The following is a 16,084-nucleotide window of genomic DNA, read 5'->3' on the forward strand; positions in this document are numbered from 1 at the left end:
AGTCAAGGTTCGGCTTCGTGGGCGAAGCCGAGCGCGCGGACGCGCTCCATCGCGCGGGCGAGGCCTTCGGGGCTGACGGGGCCGTCGGCGAGGGCATTGCCACCTCGGATGATTCGCTCGCCGGCGATCTCCACGAGCGAGACGGTCTTCGTCTCGCCCGGCTCGAAGCGCACGGCCGTGCCCGCCGGGATGTCGAGCCGCCGGCCATAGGCCTTCTCGCGGTCGAAGCGCAGGTACGGGTTCGCCTCGATGAAATGGTAGTGGCTGCCCACCTGGATCGGGCGGTCGGCCAGGTTCGTGACGCGGAGCGAGATCGACGAGCGGCCTTCGTTGAGCACGAGCGTCCCCTCCGCAGGCAGAATTTCCCCCGGCGTGGGCCCGCTCGGCGCTTCGGCGAAGAGCGAACGATCGGGCACGGGGAGGAAGCTCCCGTAAAGGGCGAGGCCGAGATCGCCGTGCTCGGCCGCAATGGGGTGGTGGACCGTGACGAGCTTCGTTCCATCGGGGAACGTGCCCTCGACCTGCACTTCGGTCACGAGCTCCGGCACGCCCTCCAGGACCTGATTGCGTCCGAGCAGCTTGCGCCCGAGGTCCATGAGCTCCTCGACGCGCCGCCCATCCCGAATGAATTCGAGGAGCTGCGTGGCGATGAGCGCGATGCTCTCCGGCACGTTGAGCCGCACGCCGCGGGCGAGGCGCTTCTGCGCCAGAAAGCCGGCATTATGAAGAAGCAGCTTGTCGAGCTCGCGAGGAGAGAGATGCATGGCCTCACCGGGAGCCCCCCGCCCAACTCTCGATTACACCACATCGACGCGCCGCGTCAAGTTTGTTTTTCGGGCGCTACCATTTTCTCGCCCAGGGATCGTCACCGAGGAGCGAGGCGAGGAAAGCGAGGGAAGTGCGGAGGAAGGCCGCGACGGCTTCCGGCTCCTCGCCCGCCACGCGCAGCACGGCGCCTCCGGGGATGGCGCTCGTGGTCGCGAGCAGGGGGTTTCGTGCGTGATCCGGGGAGCGGAGGGGCGTACGCGTGAGGGATTCGACGAGGGCGGCCGCGGCCGTCTCGACCTGCGGGCCGACGAGGACGGCCGTCGCGAACGCATCGAACCGCCCCATACGTTCGGCAATGGTGGATTCGGCGGTATTTTCGAGCGTGAGCGCATCGAGCACGAGAAGGCGGTTCTCCTGGACGACCTCGGTGACGGTCCGGTACGAGGTGAATGCATACCGCTCGCCGCGCGCCGCGCGGCCCGAGACGAGGCCATCGACGAGGACGAGGGAGGCGCCGGGCGCGAGCTCGACCCGCTGGCGCTGCTGGTAGACGGCGCCGGCAAAAGGACAAACCGGATCCGGGAGCAGGGCAAAAAGGGCGCCCTCGTCGACCGTCGCCGACAAGGTTTGGCAAGCCAATTGTCCGAGTTCGCTTTTGTAGACCTTCGTGGAGGCCTGCGTGGCGCAAAGCGCCGCCGCGCCGGGGCCGACGCGGACCTCGAGGTCGATGGAGTCGCCCGCGAGCAAGCCGCCGCCGAAGGTCGCCGCATACGCCCACGCGGATGCGCCGCGCGGGCGCGGGACGAGGAGCTTGAGCGGCGCGGACGCGCGCGCGCTGAGGACCGTGGACGCGGAGGCGACGCGCTCGACGACGATCGATCCGGCACCAGGCACGGTGGCAGAGGCAGGCGGTATGGATCCGGGCCGGTGCATGGCGAGGGGACAACGATTGCACCGCGAGAGGGAGCGGGCGTCAAGGCGGATTGCGGACGCGTACAGAGCCAGACGATTGCCGCACCTCGTCATCTTCTGGCGACGGGATTGACGTCCCGGGCGTGACCTGTACCATCGGCGCTCGGAGGCGATTCTCATGCAGGCGAGGCGGCTTCTGCTCAAGGACGGGGTACAAACGGAGGCGGTCCGGCAGTTCGCCGCGGGAAACTGGTTCCTGTGGAACCGGATCGAGCCGCTCGACCATCAGCCGCTCGTCTACGAGTGGGCCACGCCCGCGAGCGATTGCCGCATCCGATACGTGGACGATCATCGGCTCGGGCTCAAGTGGTTCGACGTGGAAGGGCCGCGGTGCGAGGCCACGCTCGAGGTGATCCGGCGGAGCCTCCCGGTGTACGAGCGCGCCGAGATCCTCACGCTTTGCAGCGAAGCGCGGACCGAGGCCGAGGGAATCTGGGCGGCCTACAAGCTCGCGGTGACGGCCGGGCCCACGTTTGATGCGGAGCTCTTCGGCTGCTTCGGGGATCTCGCGAATCACCGCGACGCAGGCGTGCGCCGGGCGGCGATTTACGCGATGGAGCAGGCGTGCTGGCGCGAATTCGCGGGGATCGCCGAGCCGATGGCGGAGGACGATCCAAACGAAGACGTGCGGGCGCGGGCCGCGGCGCTCGTGCGGGTCTTGCAATGAAGCGTGTCGCGTCCCTCGGGGTCTTGCTCGCGCTCGCGGCGGGTTGCGCCGCGCCGAGGGCTCCGTCCGCGCCCGAGGTGGTTGTCGTGATGAACGGCATCGGGAGCGGCGAGATGAAGATCTCCATGTTGAAGGAGGGGTGCGGGCTCGATTGTCTAGACGTCATGGGGAAAGGCGCGGCGGTGCGGATCGTTGGGCACCCGCATCCAGGGTCGCGCTTCGATGGTTTTTCCGGGCCATGCACCGGGCGAATGCCGTGTGTCCTGCCGTTCGATCGGCTGCGCTGGGTCGCGGCGTCGTTCAGCGACGCGGCCGCGCGGTACGATCGGACGCTCGGCGACGGCCATGTCATGGCCTCGTCGCCGCGCGCGGTCGCGCTCGACAAGGGCGGGGGCGTGGCCGTGGCGGGGGCGGGAGATGCCTGGCTCGGGCGATTCGATCGTGAGGGGCAAAAGGCATGGGACTTGGTCGGGGAGGACATGATGGCAAAGGCCGTCGTGTTCGACGCGGCGTCCGATATCGTCGCCGTCGGGCTGAAAGGGAAGGGATTCCGCGCCCGCATCGAGAAACGCGGGGCGTCGGGGGGGCCCTTGTGGGCGCTCGATTTCGGAGGCGAATCGGTGGCGACGGATGTCGCGGTGGATGCAGCCGGCGACATCTTCGTCGCGGGGACGTTCGCGGGGGTCTTGAAGGCAGGAAACCAGACGCTCAAAAGCGCTGGCGGGCACGACGTGTTCGTCGTACGCATTTCACCCGAGGGCAAGCCGATCGAAGCGCTTCGGCTGGGAGGCCCGACCGATGAGCGCGCGCCTCGCATTGCGACGGACGGGTCGTCGGCGGTCCACGTCGCGTACGTCGCGGGCGGGGTCGACGCGGATTCGGGCGCGGCACGGGTCGTCTCGTTCGCGCCGTTCGGGCGGCAGGCGTGGGAGGCGCCGATCGAAGGAAAGGCGTGTGTCGACGTGCTCCGGACGACGACGGGCGGCGAGCTCGTCGTGGGCGGTCGATTCGTCGGCGGGATCAAGCTCGCGGGAAAAGCGTTGCAATCGAAGGGGGGGGACGACGCGGTGGTTGCCAAGCTCGATCGGAATGGCGCGGCGCTGTGGGCGAAGTCGTTCGGCGGGACGAAGAACGAGGAGGTGAGGGCCCTTGATGTGGACCCAAGCGGGCGTATCGCGCTCTTCGGGACGTTCGAGGCCGAGATGGTGGTTGGCGGGACGACCCTCACGGCCAAGCGGATCCGCCGCACGTGGCAAGATGGAACTTCATTTGACTGGTCGACCCTCGACGCCTGGCTCTCGGTCTTGTCGCCCGAGGGAGAGGTGCGCTCGGCCAAGGCGTTCGGCGGATCCGGGACCGATTTCGCGCACGCGGTCGCGTGGGCCGAAGGCGGTGACGTGGTCTTGCTCTTCGATCAAGAGGTACTCGGCGTGGGGGCCGAGAGTTGGGGGCCGACCTCGCACCTCGAGCGCAGGCTCGTACGGAGGCCCGCCGAGGCGCCCTGATCAGCGGAAGAAGGCGGCCCGGAAAAACCAGGCCGTCATGGCGAAGCCCAGCACCACGATGCCCCGGCGCAGTTTGTCGGGGTCGACGCGTTGCGAGAGGCGCGCCGAGAAGTAGCCGCCTGCGATGGCGCCGGCCATGACGGCGAATCCGGGGACGAGCCAGAGCAGGCCCTCGCGGAGGAAAAACATCGAGGCGACGAGGTTAATCGCCACGCCGAGCCAGGCCTTCATGGCATTGAGCTCGTGCAGCGTCCCCTCGATGAAGAGGCCAAAGACGCCGAGCATGACGATGCCCATCCCGGCCCCGAAGTAGCCGCCGTAGACGCTGACCAGGAATTGCAAGAAGATCCCGAGCGCCACGGGGACGCGCGCCTTGTTGTGGAGCGCGGCCTTGCGGATCCGCGCCTGGAAGGCAAGGAGCAGCGTGGCGAGGAGGACGAGGAGCGGGACGACGAAATCGAAGAGGCGCTCGGGCGTGTGCGTGAGCAGCCACGCGCCGAGGAGCGCGCCCGTGATCGTCGGGAGCGTGAGGTATCGTAAATAGGGTTTTGTGCGCGCGAGCTGGTCGCGAAAGCCATACGCGCTCGCGAGCGAGCCGGGCCAGAGGGCGACCGCATTCGTGGCATTCGCGGCGAGCGGGGGGACGCCGAATGCGATGAGGAGCGGGAAGGAGAGGAGGGAGCCGCCGCCGGCGACGGCGTTGATCGAAGAGGCCACGAAGCCCACGGCGAAAAGGGCCACGAGGGCGAGCGGGTTCTGGCTGGAAAAACCGAGGTCCTGGGAGACGAGCGGCATGGGGGCCTCGGTCCGAATCAGGTGGAGCGTCCGCTCGCGGTTTGCCAGTCGAGGCCGAAGCGGGCGAGATATTTGCGCAATCGATCGGCGTCGTTGACCGTGGTGCGCTCCTTGCGCGATTCGGCGAAGAGCGTGCGTCCCGCCTCGCTGAGGGTGCGCGAGGCGCGGCAGATCCGCAAGACCTCTTCGAGCTGGGCGCGGTCGAATCGATCGAGCTTCGCGGAGGCCTCGGCGCCGAGGACCTCGGCGAGGATTTCGCCGCCGCCGGCGGAGCTTCCATTTGGCAGGTGAATGCGTCCGCTCGCCCAGGCGAGCTCCAACCGCTCGATCTCCTCGGCGACGTTCTCCTTCGTGATGCGGCCGCCGTGCGCGAGCGTGGCCATGCGGGTGACGCAGGCGTTGAGGTCGCGGAAATTGCCGATCCAGAGGGCGCGCGGGGAGGCGGCGAAATCGAGGAATGCCTCGCGCGCGGCGCGGTTCATGGTGACGTTGACGCCGAGGAGGCGCGAGGCGAGTTCGAGTTCGTACGCGAGGTTCGGCTCGATGTCCTCGGGGCGCTCGCGCAGGGCCGGGAGGCGGAAGGTCCAGAGGTTGATACGGGCGTATAGGTCCTCGCGAAAATCGCCGCGCGCCGCGCGGGCCCCGAGGTCACGGTTCGTGCCGGCGATGAGGAGGAAATCACTCTTGACCTCCTGGTCCGCGCCGACCGGATAAAACGCCTTTTGCTCGATCGCGCGGAGGAGCATGGCCTGCTCGTCGAGGCCGAGCTCGCCGATTTCGTCGAGGAAGAGGAGTCCGCCGTCGGCCTTGCGCAGAAGGCCCGGGCGATCGGCGACGGCGCCGGTGTACGCGCCTTTTTTATGGCCAAAGAGCGTGGCCATGGCCGCGTCGCCGCGGAGCGTGGCGCAGTTGATCGGGACGAACTCGCCCTGGATCTGGCGTCGCGCTTTCTTGAGCTCGTAAATGCGCGCGGCGAGCTGGCTCTTGCCGGCGCCCGTGGGGCCCATGAGGAGCATCGGGGCGCGCGAGGCCTTGGCGACCTCCTCGACGCGCTCGATCAGGCGATTGAACGAGGCATTCTTGGTGTCGATGCCCGCCTTGAGGAAGCTCTGGCCCTCGTGGCGCTCGCGGGAGAAGCGCGACGCAATGCGGTCATACCGGGAGAGGTCGAGGTCGACGATCGTATACGCGCCGGGGCCACCGCGGCCCTCCTTGCGCGGCGGCGAGGTCTGAATGACGCGGCCCGGGAAATAACGGGCTTCCGTCAGGAGGAAGAGGCATATCTGCGCGACATGGGTGCCCGTCGTGAGGTGGACGAGATAATCCTCGCGCTCGGGTTTCCACGGATAGGCGCGCGCGATGTCGTGGAGGCCGGCATAAACCTCCTCGAAGTCCCAGGCATCCTTCCAGGTGACCGCGATTCGCTCTACGATCGTGTCGGGCGAGGCGTGGCGGACGTCCTCTTCGATCTGCTTGGCGAGCTCGCCGAATTTGGGCTCCGCAAGCAAGACGAGGCGGCTCACGAGCAGGTCCTCGTGCTGGCAAAGCGAGACCGTGGGCCGCCACTTCTCCCAGCGCGCCGGGCCTTTGCCCGCGTCGAGCGAGGTGCCGAGGATGCCGAACACGACGAGAGGTCGAGAGGACATGGTAAGGTCGGCGACGGGATAGCACGATCTTCGTCCCCCGTATCGGAATTTATCCAGGCGTCTATGAGCAGGCTCGGAAAAAGGCCCCAGGAGCCAGGCACGCGGCGTGCTCTTCCGCTCCGCGTCCACCCGTGACGTGAAAGGCAAGGCGACCATGAAGGAGACGACGACCCACCTGACGTTCGAGACCGACGGCGTGCCCATCAAGGCCTGGACGCGCGGCGTGCCGTTCGAGAGCGAGGCGGAGACGCAGGTGCGGCGCCTGGCGAGCCTGCCGTTCATCCACAAGTGGGTCGCCGTGATGCCCGACGTGCACGCCGGGAAGGGCGCGACGGTCGGGAGCGTGATCGCGACGAGCGGCGCGATCATCCCGGCCGCGGTGGGCGTGGACATCGGCTGCGGGATGATCGCGGTCGAGACGTCGCTGACGGCGTCGCAGTTGCCCGACGATCTGAAGGGGATCCGCAGCGCGATCGAGGCGGCCGTGCCGCACGGTCGCACGAACAACGGCGGGCCCGGCGATCGCGGCGCGTGGGGCGAGGCGCCCGAGCGCGTGCAGAAGGCGTGGGCAGCGCTCGCGTCGGGCTACGAGGCGATCGTGAAGGACAACCCGTCGCTCGGGCGCGGGACGTCGTTCGGGCACCTCGGGACGCTCGGGACGGGGAACCATTTCATCGAGGTCTGCCTCGATGAGCGCGACCACGTTTGGTTCATGCTGCACTCGGGGTCGCGCGGCGTGGGAAACCGCATCGGGAGCCACTTCATCGACCTCGCGAAGAAGGACATGAAGCGGTGGTTCATCAACTTGCCGGACGCGGACCTCGCCTACATCCCGGATGGGAGCGAGACGTTCGGCGCGTACTGGCGCGCGCTCGCCTGGGCGCAGGAGTTCGCGCGGACGAACCGCGCGCTGATGATGGAGGCGACGATCATGGCGGTGCGAAAGTCGGGGCTTCTGCCGCCGTTCGAGCTGATGAACGAGGCCGTGAACTGCCACCACAACTACGTGTCGAAGGAGCACCACTACGGCAAGGATGTGTGGGTGACGCGCAAGGGCGCGGTGCGCGCAGGCGAGGGGGAGCTCGGGATCATCCCCGGCAGCATGGGCGCGAAGAGTTTTATCGTGCGTGGGCTTGGGAACAAGGAGTCGTTCTGTTCGTGCAGCCACGGCGCGGGTCGGAAGATGTCGCGCTCGGCGGCGAAGCGGGCGTTCTCACTCGAGGACCATGCGCGCATGACGGCGGGGATCGAGTGCCGCAAGGATGAGGACGTGATCGACGAGACGCCCGGCGCGTACAAGTCGATCGACGACGTGATGCAAGCGCAGCGCGACCTCGTCGAGGTCGTGCGCACACTGCGGCAAGTGGTGTGCGTGAAGGGGTGAGGCGATGCTGACGCTGGATGGAGCGACGGGCGAGGGCGGAGGGCAGATCCTGCGCTCCTCCCTGGCCTTGTCGATGGTGACGGGTCAGGCGTTCCGGGTGCACTCGATCCGCGCGAAGCGGTCGAAGCCGGGGCTCATGCGTCAGCACCTCGCGGCCGTGCGCGCGGCCGCGGAGGTGAGCGGCGCGGTGCTCGAAGGCGACGCGATCGGGTCGCGCGAGCTCGTGTTCAAGCCGGGCGCGGTGAAGCACGGGTCGCATCGATTTGCGATCGGGAGCGCGGGGAGCGCGACGCTCGTGCTGCAGACGGTGCTGCCGGCGCTGCTCGCGACGGCCGGCAACTCGTCGCTCGTGTTCGAGGGCGGGACGCACAACCCGATGGCGCCGCCCTACGATTTCGTGGAGCGCGCGTTCTTGCCGATCGTGCGTCGCATGGGCGCGAGCATCTCGGCGCGGCTCGTGTCGTACGGGTTTTACCCGGCCGGCGGGGGCCGCGTGGAGGTGACCGTGGAGGGGTGCCCGCGGCTCGCGGCTCTTTCGCTGCTCGATCGAGGCGAGGTGCGAAGGACGCAGCTCCGCGCGCTCGTGTCGCAGATCCCGGGGACGGTCGGGCTGCGCGAGGTCGACGCGTTCCTCGCGGAGGTGCCGTGGGATCGCGCGTGCGCGCGGCCCGAGGTCGTGAAGAACAGCCCGGGGCCGGGCAACGCGCTCGTGGCCGACGTGGAGAGCGAGCACGTGACGGAGGTCTTTGCGTCGTTCGGCGAGCGCGGAGTGCGCGCAGAAGTCGTGGCCGAGAAGCTCGCGAAGGAGGTGAAGCGATACCTCGAAGCAGGCGTTCCCGTCGGCGAGCACCTCGCCGATCAACTGCTCTTGCCGATGGTGCTCGGCGAGGGCGGGGCCTTTCGCACGCTCTCGCCGTCCGGGCACACGCGGACGCAAGTCGAGGTGATCCGGACCTTCCTGGGAACGGAGGTGCGGATGGATGAGCGCAGCGCAGAGGCGTGTGTGATCGAGGTCAAAGGAATGCGGCGGTAGGAGCGAGCGGGCAGGCGCTCGGGCTCGGCATGCAAGGGAACGCTCGACAACGCGTCCGACCCCGGGCATGACGGGCACGTGCTGCGTCTGCTCGTGTCCCCCCGAAGCGAGGAGCGGCTCCGGGCCGCGGAGGTTTTCCTCGGGGAGGGGAACGCCGACGCGGTCGCGCTCCTGGTGGGTCCGTCCCGCGGGGCGGCGCTCGATCTCGCGGCGCGGGTGGGTTCGTCGCGAGGCGCGATCTTCGGGCTGCATCGGCTGACGCTCGGGCAACTCGCGGCGCGCCTCGCAGCCCCGGAGCTCGCGCGGCGGAGGCTCGCGCCGGCCACGCCGCTCGGCGTGGAGGCCGTGGTGGCGCGCGCGGTGGCGAGCGCGCTCGAAGCGGGCGCGCTGGGGTATTTCGCGCCGGTCGCGCGGACGCCGAGCTTCGCGAGCACGCTCGCGGCGACGTTGAGCGAGCTGCGGGTGGAGGGCATCGGGCCCGCGGAGATCCGAGGAGATGATCCGAGACGTCGCGATCTGCGTGAGCTCGCGCGTCGCTACGACGAGCAGCGGGAGCGGGCGCGGATCGCCGATCGCGCGGAGGTGCTCGCAGCGGCGATGGTGGCCGTGCGCGAGGCGAGCGAGATTCGAAGGGCGCGGCTCGTGCTCCTCGACGTGCCAATCGCGTCGCGGCTCGAAGAGAGGTTCGTCGCAGAGCTCGTCGCCGCGGCGGAGGTCACGTTCGCGACGGCGCCGACAGGGGATGATCGCGCGGTGGAGGCGCTCGCGGCGCTCGCTTCGGAGGTCGTGACGGATCGGAGCGAGCGGTCGCATTCGTCGCTCTCGCGGCTGCATCAATACCTGTTCGCCGCCGCGGAGCTGCCGGTCGCGGAGGCGGGCGAGGACGTGTCGTTTTTCTCGGCGCCGGGCGAGGGGCGCGAGTGTGTGGAGATCACGCGTCGGATCCTCGCGGAGGCGCGGCGCGGCGTGCCGTTCGACGACATCGCGGTGTTCCTGCGCGCGCCGGACACGTACGCGGCGCTGCTCGAGAGCGCGCTGCGCCGCGCGAAGATCCCGGCGCACTTCGCGATCGGCGCCGCGCGGCCGGATCCGTCGGGGCGCGCGTTCCTCGCGCTGCTCGCCTGCCGTGCCGAAGACCTCTCGCCGCGGCGGTTCGCCGAGTACCTGTCGCTCGCGCCGATGCCGAAGGAGAACGTCGCGGCGGAAGCGGCGCCGCAGCCCTTGATGCCGCGGGCCGATCTTTTCGGCGCGCTGCTTGAAGGCGAGACGTCGGCGAAGCGGATGCGTCGAGAGCAGGCGAGCGAGGGCGCGCGTGTGCCCGCGCGGTCGGCGCCGATCGGGTGGGAGCGGCTGCTCACGAAGGCCTCGATCGTCGGGCGCAAGGAGCGCTGGGCCGAGCGGCTCGCGGCCCTCGAAAAAGCCTTCAAACGAGAGCTCGCGTTGCTCCGGCGGCGGGATCCAAGCTCGCCGCGGATCGAGACGGTGGAGCGCGAGATCGAGGCGCTCTCGGAGCTCACGCGGTTCGCGCTGCCGCTCGTCGAGGCGCTCGCGTTGCTGCCCGATCACGGGAGCTGGGGCGTGTGGATCGAGGAGCTCGGTAAGCTCGCGCGGATGGCGCTGGAAGAGCCGGAGGACGTGCTCTCCGCGCTGTCCGAGCTCGCGCCGATGGCGGAGCTGCCGGCGGTGTCGTTCGACGAGGTGCGGCGCGTGCTCGAAGGCCGGCTCGGGTCCCGCGTGACGCCGCCGTCGGGGAGGCGATACGGCGCGGTATTCGTGGGGACGCCGGAGCTCGCGCGAGGTCGTTCGTTCGCCGTGGTGTTCGTCCCCGGGCTTGCCGAGCGGCTGTTTCCGGAAGCGCCGCGCGAGGATCCGATCCTGCTCGACGGAGACCGGCGCGTGATCTCGAAGGCGCTGCGGATGCAGGCAGATCGGAGCCGCAACGAGCGGCTGCTCCTGCGTTTGTCCGTGGGGGCCGCGCGGGAGCGGGTGCATCTTTCGTATCCGCGTGTCGAGGTGGCGGCGGGACGGCCGCGCGTGCCTTCGTTTTACGGGCTCGACGTGCGACGCGCGACGACGGGGACGTTGCCCGATCACGACGCGCTGGAGCGCGACGCGGCGAGTGCGTCGGGCGCGCGGCTCGCGTGGCCCGCGCCTGCCGAGCCCGAGGACGCGATTGACGACGCCGAGCATGATCTCGCGATGCTGGGGCGACTCCTGCACGGAGGCGAGGAGGCCGAGGCGGCGGGGCGCGCGCAGTACTTGCTCGATTTGAACCCGCACCTCGCGCGATCGCTCCGCGCGCGGTCGGCGCGCTGGGACAAACCCGTGACGCATCATGACGGCATCGTGCGCAAGACCGCGGCGACGGCGGCGGTGCTCGCGGCGAGCCGGCTGCGCGTGCGGCCGTATGCGGTGACGGCGCTCGAGAAGTTCGCGGCGTGCCCGTATCGATTTTTACTGGCGGCGATCCACCGGCTGCCGGCGCGTGAGCGGCGTGGTTCGCCCGATAGGCTCGATCCGATCTCGCGCGGCGTGCTCTTCCACCGCGTGCAAGCCGAGACGCTCGCGGCGCTGGAGCGGGAAGGGGCGCTGCCGTTTGGCCCGGAAGGTTTGTCGCGGGCCGAGGCGGTGCTCGACGAGCGGCTCGACGCGGCGGCGCGCGAGCACGAGGAGCGTACGCTGCCGCCGGTGGAGAGCGTGTTCCGCGACGAGATCGAGCGCGCGCGGGTGGAGCTTCATGCGTGGCTCGCGCGTGTGGCCGATCAGAGCTGGCTCGTGTGGCCGGTGCGGTACGACCTCGCGTTCGGGTTGCCGCCGCACGAGCACGAGGACCCACGCAGCGTGGCCGAGGCCGCGTTGATCGAGGGGCAGTACTTGCTGCACGGCGCGATCGACGTGGTCGAGCGGCACGCGGCGACGGGGCATGCGCGCGTGACCGACGTGAAGACGGGGGCGAACTTTGCGCGGCCGGGGCTCGTGATCGATGGCGGCGAGGTGCTACAGCCGGTGCTCTACGGTCTCGCGTACGAGGTGGTGTGGAAGGAGCCGGTGGCGGACGCGAGTTTGTCGTTCTGCACCGCACGTGGCGGGTATGTCGAGCACGTGATCGAGCTCGACGAGGCGGCGCGTGCGAAGGCCGTCCGCGTGCTCTCGCTCGTGGACGAGGCGATCGACAAAGGGTTTTTCCCGCCCGCGCCGAGATCGGGCGCGTGTGAGACGTGTGGCTACAGGCTCGTGTGTGGGCCGCACGAAGAGAGGCGCGCAGCGCGCAAGGACGAGAGTTCGCTCGACGACGGCGCGCTGTTCACGCGGCTCCGTATGCTCCGAGGTGAGCCGTGACTGAAGGCGCGCTCGCGTTCGAGGCGCTGCAAGGCGAGGGGCTCGCCGACGCGGAGGCGCGCGCGCTCATCCGCGGTGCGCTCGGGAGCACGATGATCGTCGAGGCCGCGGCCGGCACGGGCAAGACGACTGAGCTCGTGCTCCGCATGGTCGCCGTGCTCGCGGAGGGGCGCGCGGAGATCGAGGAGATCGTCGCGGTCACGTTCACCGAAAAAGCCGCCGGCGAGCTGAAGCTCCGGTTGCGCAGCGGGATCGAGCGCGCGCGGAGGCTCGCCCCGGACGAGGCGCAACGCGCGAACCTGGAGCGGGCGCTCGCGCATCTGGAGGAGGCGCGGATCAGCACGATCCATGGGTTTTGCGCGGATCTCCTGCGCGAACGTCCCGTGGAGGCAGGCGTCGATCCGGCGTTTCGCGTGGTGACCGAGGCCGAGGCGGATCGGCGGTACGGCGAGGCGTTCCATCGGTGGCTGGAACAGATCCTCGGCCGCCCGCCGGAAGGTGTTCGGAGGCTCCTGCGGCGGCGTGAGCACGGCCCCGGGCCGATCGAAAGGCTGCGCCGCGCCGGACAGGAGCTCATCGCCTGGCGACATTTCACCGCGCGCTGGCAGCGGCCTCCCTTCGATCGGGACCGCGCCGTCGACGCGATCCTCGCGGAAATGTCGGCCTTCGCCGAGGCGAGCGAAGGCGCGCTCCACGGAAACGACCCGCTGCACCGCGACACCGAGCCGGCACGCGCGCTCGTCATGCGTCTGCGCGCCGAGGGCGAGCATCGCTGGGATCGTGACGAGATCGAGGCCGAGCTCTGCGCCCTCAGCAGGCAACGCGACTTCATGCGACCGCGGCGCGGCGCGGGATCCCGCTACGGAGCGCACACGACGCGGGCCGATCTGCTCGCGGCGCACGCGGCGCTCGTGGCGTCGCTTGAACGGTTTCAGCGCGCGGCTGACGGGGATCTCGCGGCGCTTTTGCAGGAGGAGCTCGGCGCGCTCGTCGCGACGTACCAGGCGCGCAAGGCCGAGGTGGGCGCGCTCGACTTCGAGGATCTGCTCGTCTGCACGCGCGACCTCGTGCGCGATCAGGGCGAAGTGCGCCGCGCGTTCCAGGAGCGGTACCGCTGCATCTTCGTCGACGAGTTCCAGGACACGGACCCGCTCCAGGCCGAGATCCTCATGTTGCTCGCGGCCGACGATCCGAGCGTCCGCGCCTACCGCGACGTGCGGCCCGTGCCCGGGAAGCTCTTCCTCGTCGGGGATCCGAAGCAGGCAATCTACCGGTTTCGTCGGGCCGATCTTTCCGTGTACGAGGAGGTCAAAGAGCTGCTCGTCCGGCGCGGCGCGCTCTTCGTGGAGCTCTGCACGAGCTTCCGATCGGTCCCCGCGATCCAGAAGCTCGTGAACGCGGCCTTCGCGCCCGTGATGGTGGGTGATCGCGAGGCGCTCTCCGCGCGGTACGTGCCGCTTCGGCCCGCGCGCAAGGCGATCGCAGAGCAGCCCGCGATCGTGTGCGTGCCCGTGCCCGAGCCGTACGGCAAGCAGCGGCTCACCTCGGCCGCGGTCGAAGCGAGCGTACCCGCAGCGGTGGGCGCGTACCTCGACTGGCTCCTGCACGAGAGCGGTTGGAAGGTGACCGAGCGAGATCAGCCAGGTGGGCTCGTTCCGGTGGCGCCGCGGCACGTTTGTCTGGTCTTCCGCCGCTTCGAGAGCCACGGCGAGGACGTCACGCGCGCCTACGTCGAGGCTCTCGAAGCGCGCGGCATCCCGCACGTGCTCGTCGGCGGAAAATCGTTTTACGCCCGCGAGGAGGTCGAGACGATGCTCGCGGCGCTGCGCGCGATCGAGCGTCCGGAAGACGAGCTCGCCGTCTTCGCGACGCTGCGTGGCTCGCTCTTCGCCGTCGGCGACGAGGCGTTGCTCGAATATCGGTTCACCTACGGGAAGTTGCACCCCCAACGAATTCCCGAGGCCCCGCTGCCGCCGCACCTCGCGCCGATCGCCGCCGCGCTCTCGCTCCTCGCGCAGCTCTCCGAGGGGCGAAACGCCCGGCCGATCGAGACCACGGTGACCGAGCTTTGCGACGCGACACGCGCCTGCGTAGGGTTTGCCCTGCGTCCCTCGGGCGAACGCGCGCTCGCCAACGTGCTGCACATCGCCGAGCTCGGGCGCGCCTACGAGGCCTCGGGTGGCACGTCGTTCCGCGCGTTCGTCGAGCAACTCGAAGAGGACGCCGAGCGCGGCCGCGCGCCCGAAGCGCCGATCCTCGAAGAGGGCGGCGACGGCGTGCGGATCATGACGGCGCATCGAGCCAAGGGTCTCGAATTCCCCGTCGTGGTGCTCGCCGACGTGACCGCGCGCCTCGGCGCGCAAGCTGTGAGCCGCTACGTCGACGCTTCGCGCTCGCTCTGCGCGCTTCGCCTCGGCAGCGTCGCGCCCTTGGACCTCGTGGAGCACGAGGCGCTCGAGATGCGGCGCGACGAGGCCGAAGGCACGCGGCTCGTGTACGTGGCCGCGACGCGCGCGCGCGACCTCGTCATCGTGCCGGCCGTGGGCGACGATCCGCGGTTCCCCGAGCAGTCGTGGATCGGCCCGATCCACGCGGCGATCGCGCCTCCCTCGGGCGCGATGCCGTCCGCCGACGCGGCGCCCGGCTGCCCGCCGTTCGGTGACGATACGGTCCTGTCACGGCCGCCGGGCATTTCACGCGGGCCGGCGACGGTTTGTCCGGGCGAATATTCTTTGCCCGGCGGTCACGATGTCGTGTGGTGGGACGTGACGCGCCTCGACCTCGCGCGCGAGCCTGCGTTCGGCGTGCGCCGTGAGGACATGCTGCGCAAGGACGCGCCCGTTGGCCGCGTGGAAGAGGATCTGGAGACGTATCGACGTTGGGTCCGGGAGCGCGCGGCTGATCGCGAGCGCGGCGCGCGTCCGCTGTACAAGGTGCAGACGGTCACGGAGCGAGCCGAGACGTCGAACGAAGCGCCTGGTCTCGACGTGCCGATCGTCGATGTCGGTCGCGAAGCGGGCCGGCCCGGGGGGGCTCGCTTCGGCGAGCTCGTGCATGCGGTGCTCGCGCAGATCCCGCTTTCGGCTGACCGGGATGTGGTGGAGCAGGCGGCGGCGCTCGCGGCGCGGCTCTTCGGCGCGACCGAGATCGAGGAGGCGGCGGCGGTACGCGCGGTGGTCCTCGCGCTCGCGCATCCGGTGATCGAGAGGGCACGCGCGGCCGAGGCGCGCGGCGAATGCCGGCGGGAGACGCCGCTTAGCCTGATGGCCGAGGATGGGACGCTGATCGAGGGCATCGTCGACCTCGCGTTTCGTGAGCCGAACGGATGGACCGTGGTGGATTTCAAGACCGACCGCGAGATCGACCGCGCGGGGCCCGTGTATCGGCGGCAGGTGTCACTTTATGCGACGGCGATCGGGCGGGCGACGGGGGAGGCCTGCACGGCATTGCTCTTGCGGGTTTGAATCCTCATTGCGCGCGTGGCGGCCTCGCAGGCGATGATTCAACCAGACAAACCCCACGCGCGTTCGGGTTCGTGTGACGGGTTTGCAATGGGAGGTGACGGAACTACGTTCGAGGTGGGCTTGTGGGCTGGGCTTGACAGCTCACTTACGCACTGGTGGAGTGGTTCGATCATGCGTGACGATGCGCCGAACCCCTACGAACCCCCGAAAGAGGCGCCTCCGCCGAGATTCGAGAACTCGTGGAGCCAGAGCGCGGATCTCAGCGGGGCGGATTGGGCCCTCATCGTCCTCTGCTCATGCCCCGCGGCCATCGTCGGGCTCGTCCGGGTCACCAAAGGCGAGGCCAGTGGCGCAAAAATGCTGGGTTTTTCCATTCTGTCCATGTTTGTGTGGGGGATGCTGCGCGCGTGCGTCACGGCGGCGCAGCGGACCCCGCACATGTACTGAGCTCGATGCGGTCCGAAGCAGGCGCGCCGGCTTGACTGCGGCGTGAAGTTGTCGCGGCGCGCGC

The 16,084-nt window shown here is 69.7% G+C and carries 11 protein-coding genes; 7 read left to right on the forward strand and 4 right to left on the reverse strand.

The genetic code is table 11. The features are described from left to right. Nucleotides 1-2: 2 nt before the first annotated feature. Both POL67_RS00265 and POL67_RS00270 read right to left on the reverse strand, forming a co-directional pair. The gene (locus POL67_RS00265; RefSeq protein ID WP_271914164.1) at nucleotides 3-764 is read right to left on the reverse strand and encodes an urease subunit beta; all 762 of its coding nucleotides are present in this window, start codon (nucleotides 762-764) and stop codon (nucleotides 3-5) included. 76 nt (nucleotides 765-840) lie between these two features. Next, entirely contained in the window at nucleotides 841-1,662 is an 822-nt protein-coding gene (locus POL67_RS00270) for an urease accessory protein UreD (protein WP_271914165.1), read from the reverse strand. Nucleotides 1,663-1,858: 196 nt separating this feature from the next. Between POL67_RS00270 and POL67_RS00275 the strand changes: the two genes are divergently transcribed. Beyond that, complete coding sequence (locus tag POL67_RS00275) at nucleotides 1,859-2,407, forward strand: hypothetical protein (RefSeq protein WP_271914168.1); 549 nt, start codon at nucleotides 1,859-1,861, stop codon at nucleotides 2,405-2,407. Beyond that, nucleotides 2,404-3,912, forward strand: coding sequence for an NHL repeat-containing protein (locus POL67_RS00280; RefSeq protein ID WP_271914170.1), 1,509 nt, complete (start codon nucleotides 2,404-2,406; stop codon nucleotides 3,910-3,912). Before POL67_RS00275 ends, POL67_RS00280 begins: the two co-directional genes overlap by 4 nt. On the opposite strand, the gene POL67_RS00285 is transcribed toward POL67_RS00280, so the two are convergent. Next, nucleotides 3,913-4,707, reverse strand: coding sequence for a sulfite exporter TauE/SafE family protein (locus POL67_RS00285; RefSeq protein WP_271914173.1), 795 nt, complete (start codon nucleotides 4,705-4,707; stop codon nucleotides 3,913-3,915). Between the two features lie 17 nt (nucleotides 4,708-4,724). Continuing rightward, nucleotides 4,725-6,353 carry an RNA repair transcriptional activator RtcR gene (gene rtcR, locus POL67_RS00290; protein WP_271914174.1) on the reverse strand — a complete coding sequence of 543 codons (1,629 nt, stop codon included), beginning with the start codon at nucleotides 6,351-6,353 and terminating at the stop codon, nucleotides 4,725-4,727. A gap of 154 nt (nucleotides 6,354-6,507) precedes the next feature. On the opposite strand from rtcR, the gene POL67_RS00295 reads away from it, so the two are divergent. The 5 genes from POL67_RS00295 to POL67_RS00315 all read left to right on the forward strand — a co-directional run bounded on the left by POL67_RS00295 (nucleotide 6,508) and on the right by POL67_RS00315 (nucleotide 16,020). After that, a complete protein-coding gene (locus POL67_RS00295) occupies nucleotides 6,508-7,737 on the forward strand; it encodes an RtcB family protein (protein WP_271914177.1) in 1,230 nt (409 codons plus the stop codon). Between the two features lie 4 nt (nucleotides 7,738-7,741). Next, nucleotides 7,742-8,770 carry an RNA 3'-terminal phosphate cyclase gene (gene rtcA, locus POL67_RS00300; RefSeq protein WP_271914179.1) on the forward strand — a complete coding sequence of 343 codons (1,029 nt, stop codon included), beginning with the start codon at nucleotides 7,742-7,744 and terminating at the stop codon, nucleotides 8,768-8,770. A 93-nt stretch (nucleotides 8,771-8,863) separates the two neighbouring features. Next, on the forward strand, nucleotides 8,864-12,109 hold the full coding sequence (locus tag POL67_RS53405) for a PD-(D/E)XK nuclease family protein (protein WP_271914182.1): 3,246 nt from the start codon (nucleotides 8,864-8,866) through the stop codon (nucleotides 12,107-12,109). After that, nucleotides 12,106-15,573 (forward strand): UvrD-helicase domain-containing protein, encoded by a 3,468-nt coding sequence (locus POL67_RS00310; RefSeq protein ID WP_271914185.1) that lies wholly within the window; start codon nucleotides 12,106-12,108, stop codon nucleotides 15,571-15,573. The genes POL67_RS53405 and POL67_RS00310 overlap by 4 nt, the downstream gene beginning before the upstream one ends. 171 nt (nucleotides 15,574-15,744) lie before the next feature. Beyond that, nucleotides 15,745-16,020, forward strand: a complete 276-nt coding sequence (locus POL67_RS00315) for a hypothetical protein (RefSeq protein WP_271914187.1) — start codon at nucleotides 15,745-15,747, stop codon at nucleotides 16,018-16,020. Nucleotides 16,021-16,084 lie beyond the last annotated feature (64 nt).

Origin of the sequence: Polyangium mundeleinium, assembly GCF_028369105.1 — a bacterium.
GTDB classification, from domain to species: domain Bacteria; phylum Myxococcota_A; class Polyangia; order Polyangiales; family Polyangiaceae; genus Polyangium; species Polyangium mundeleinium.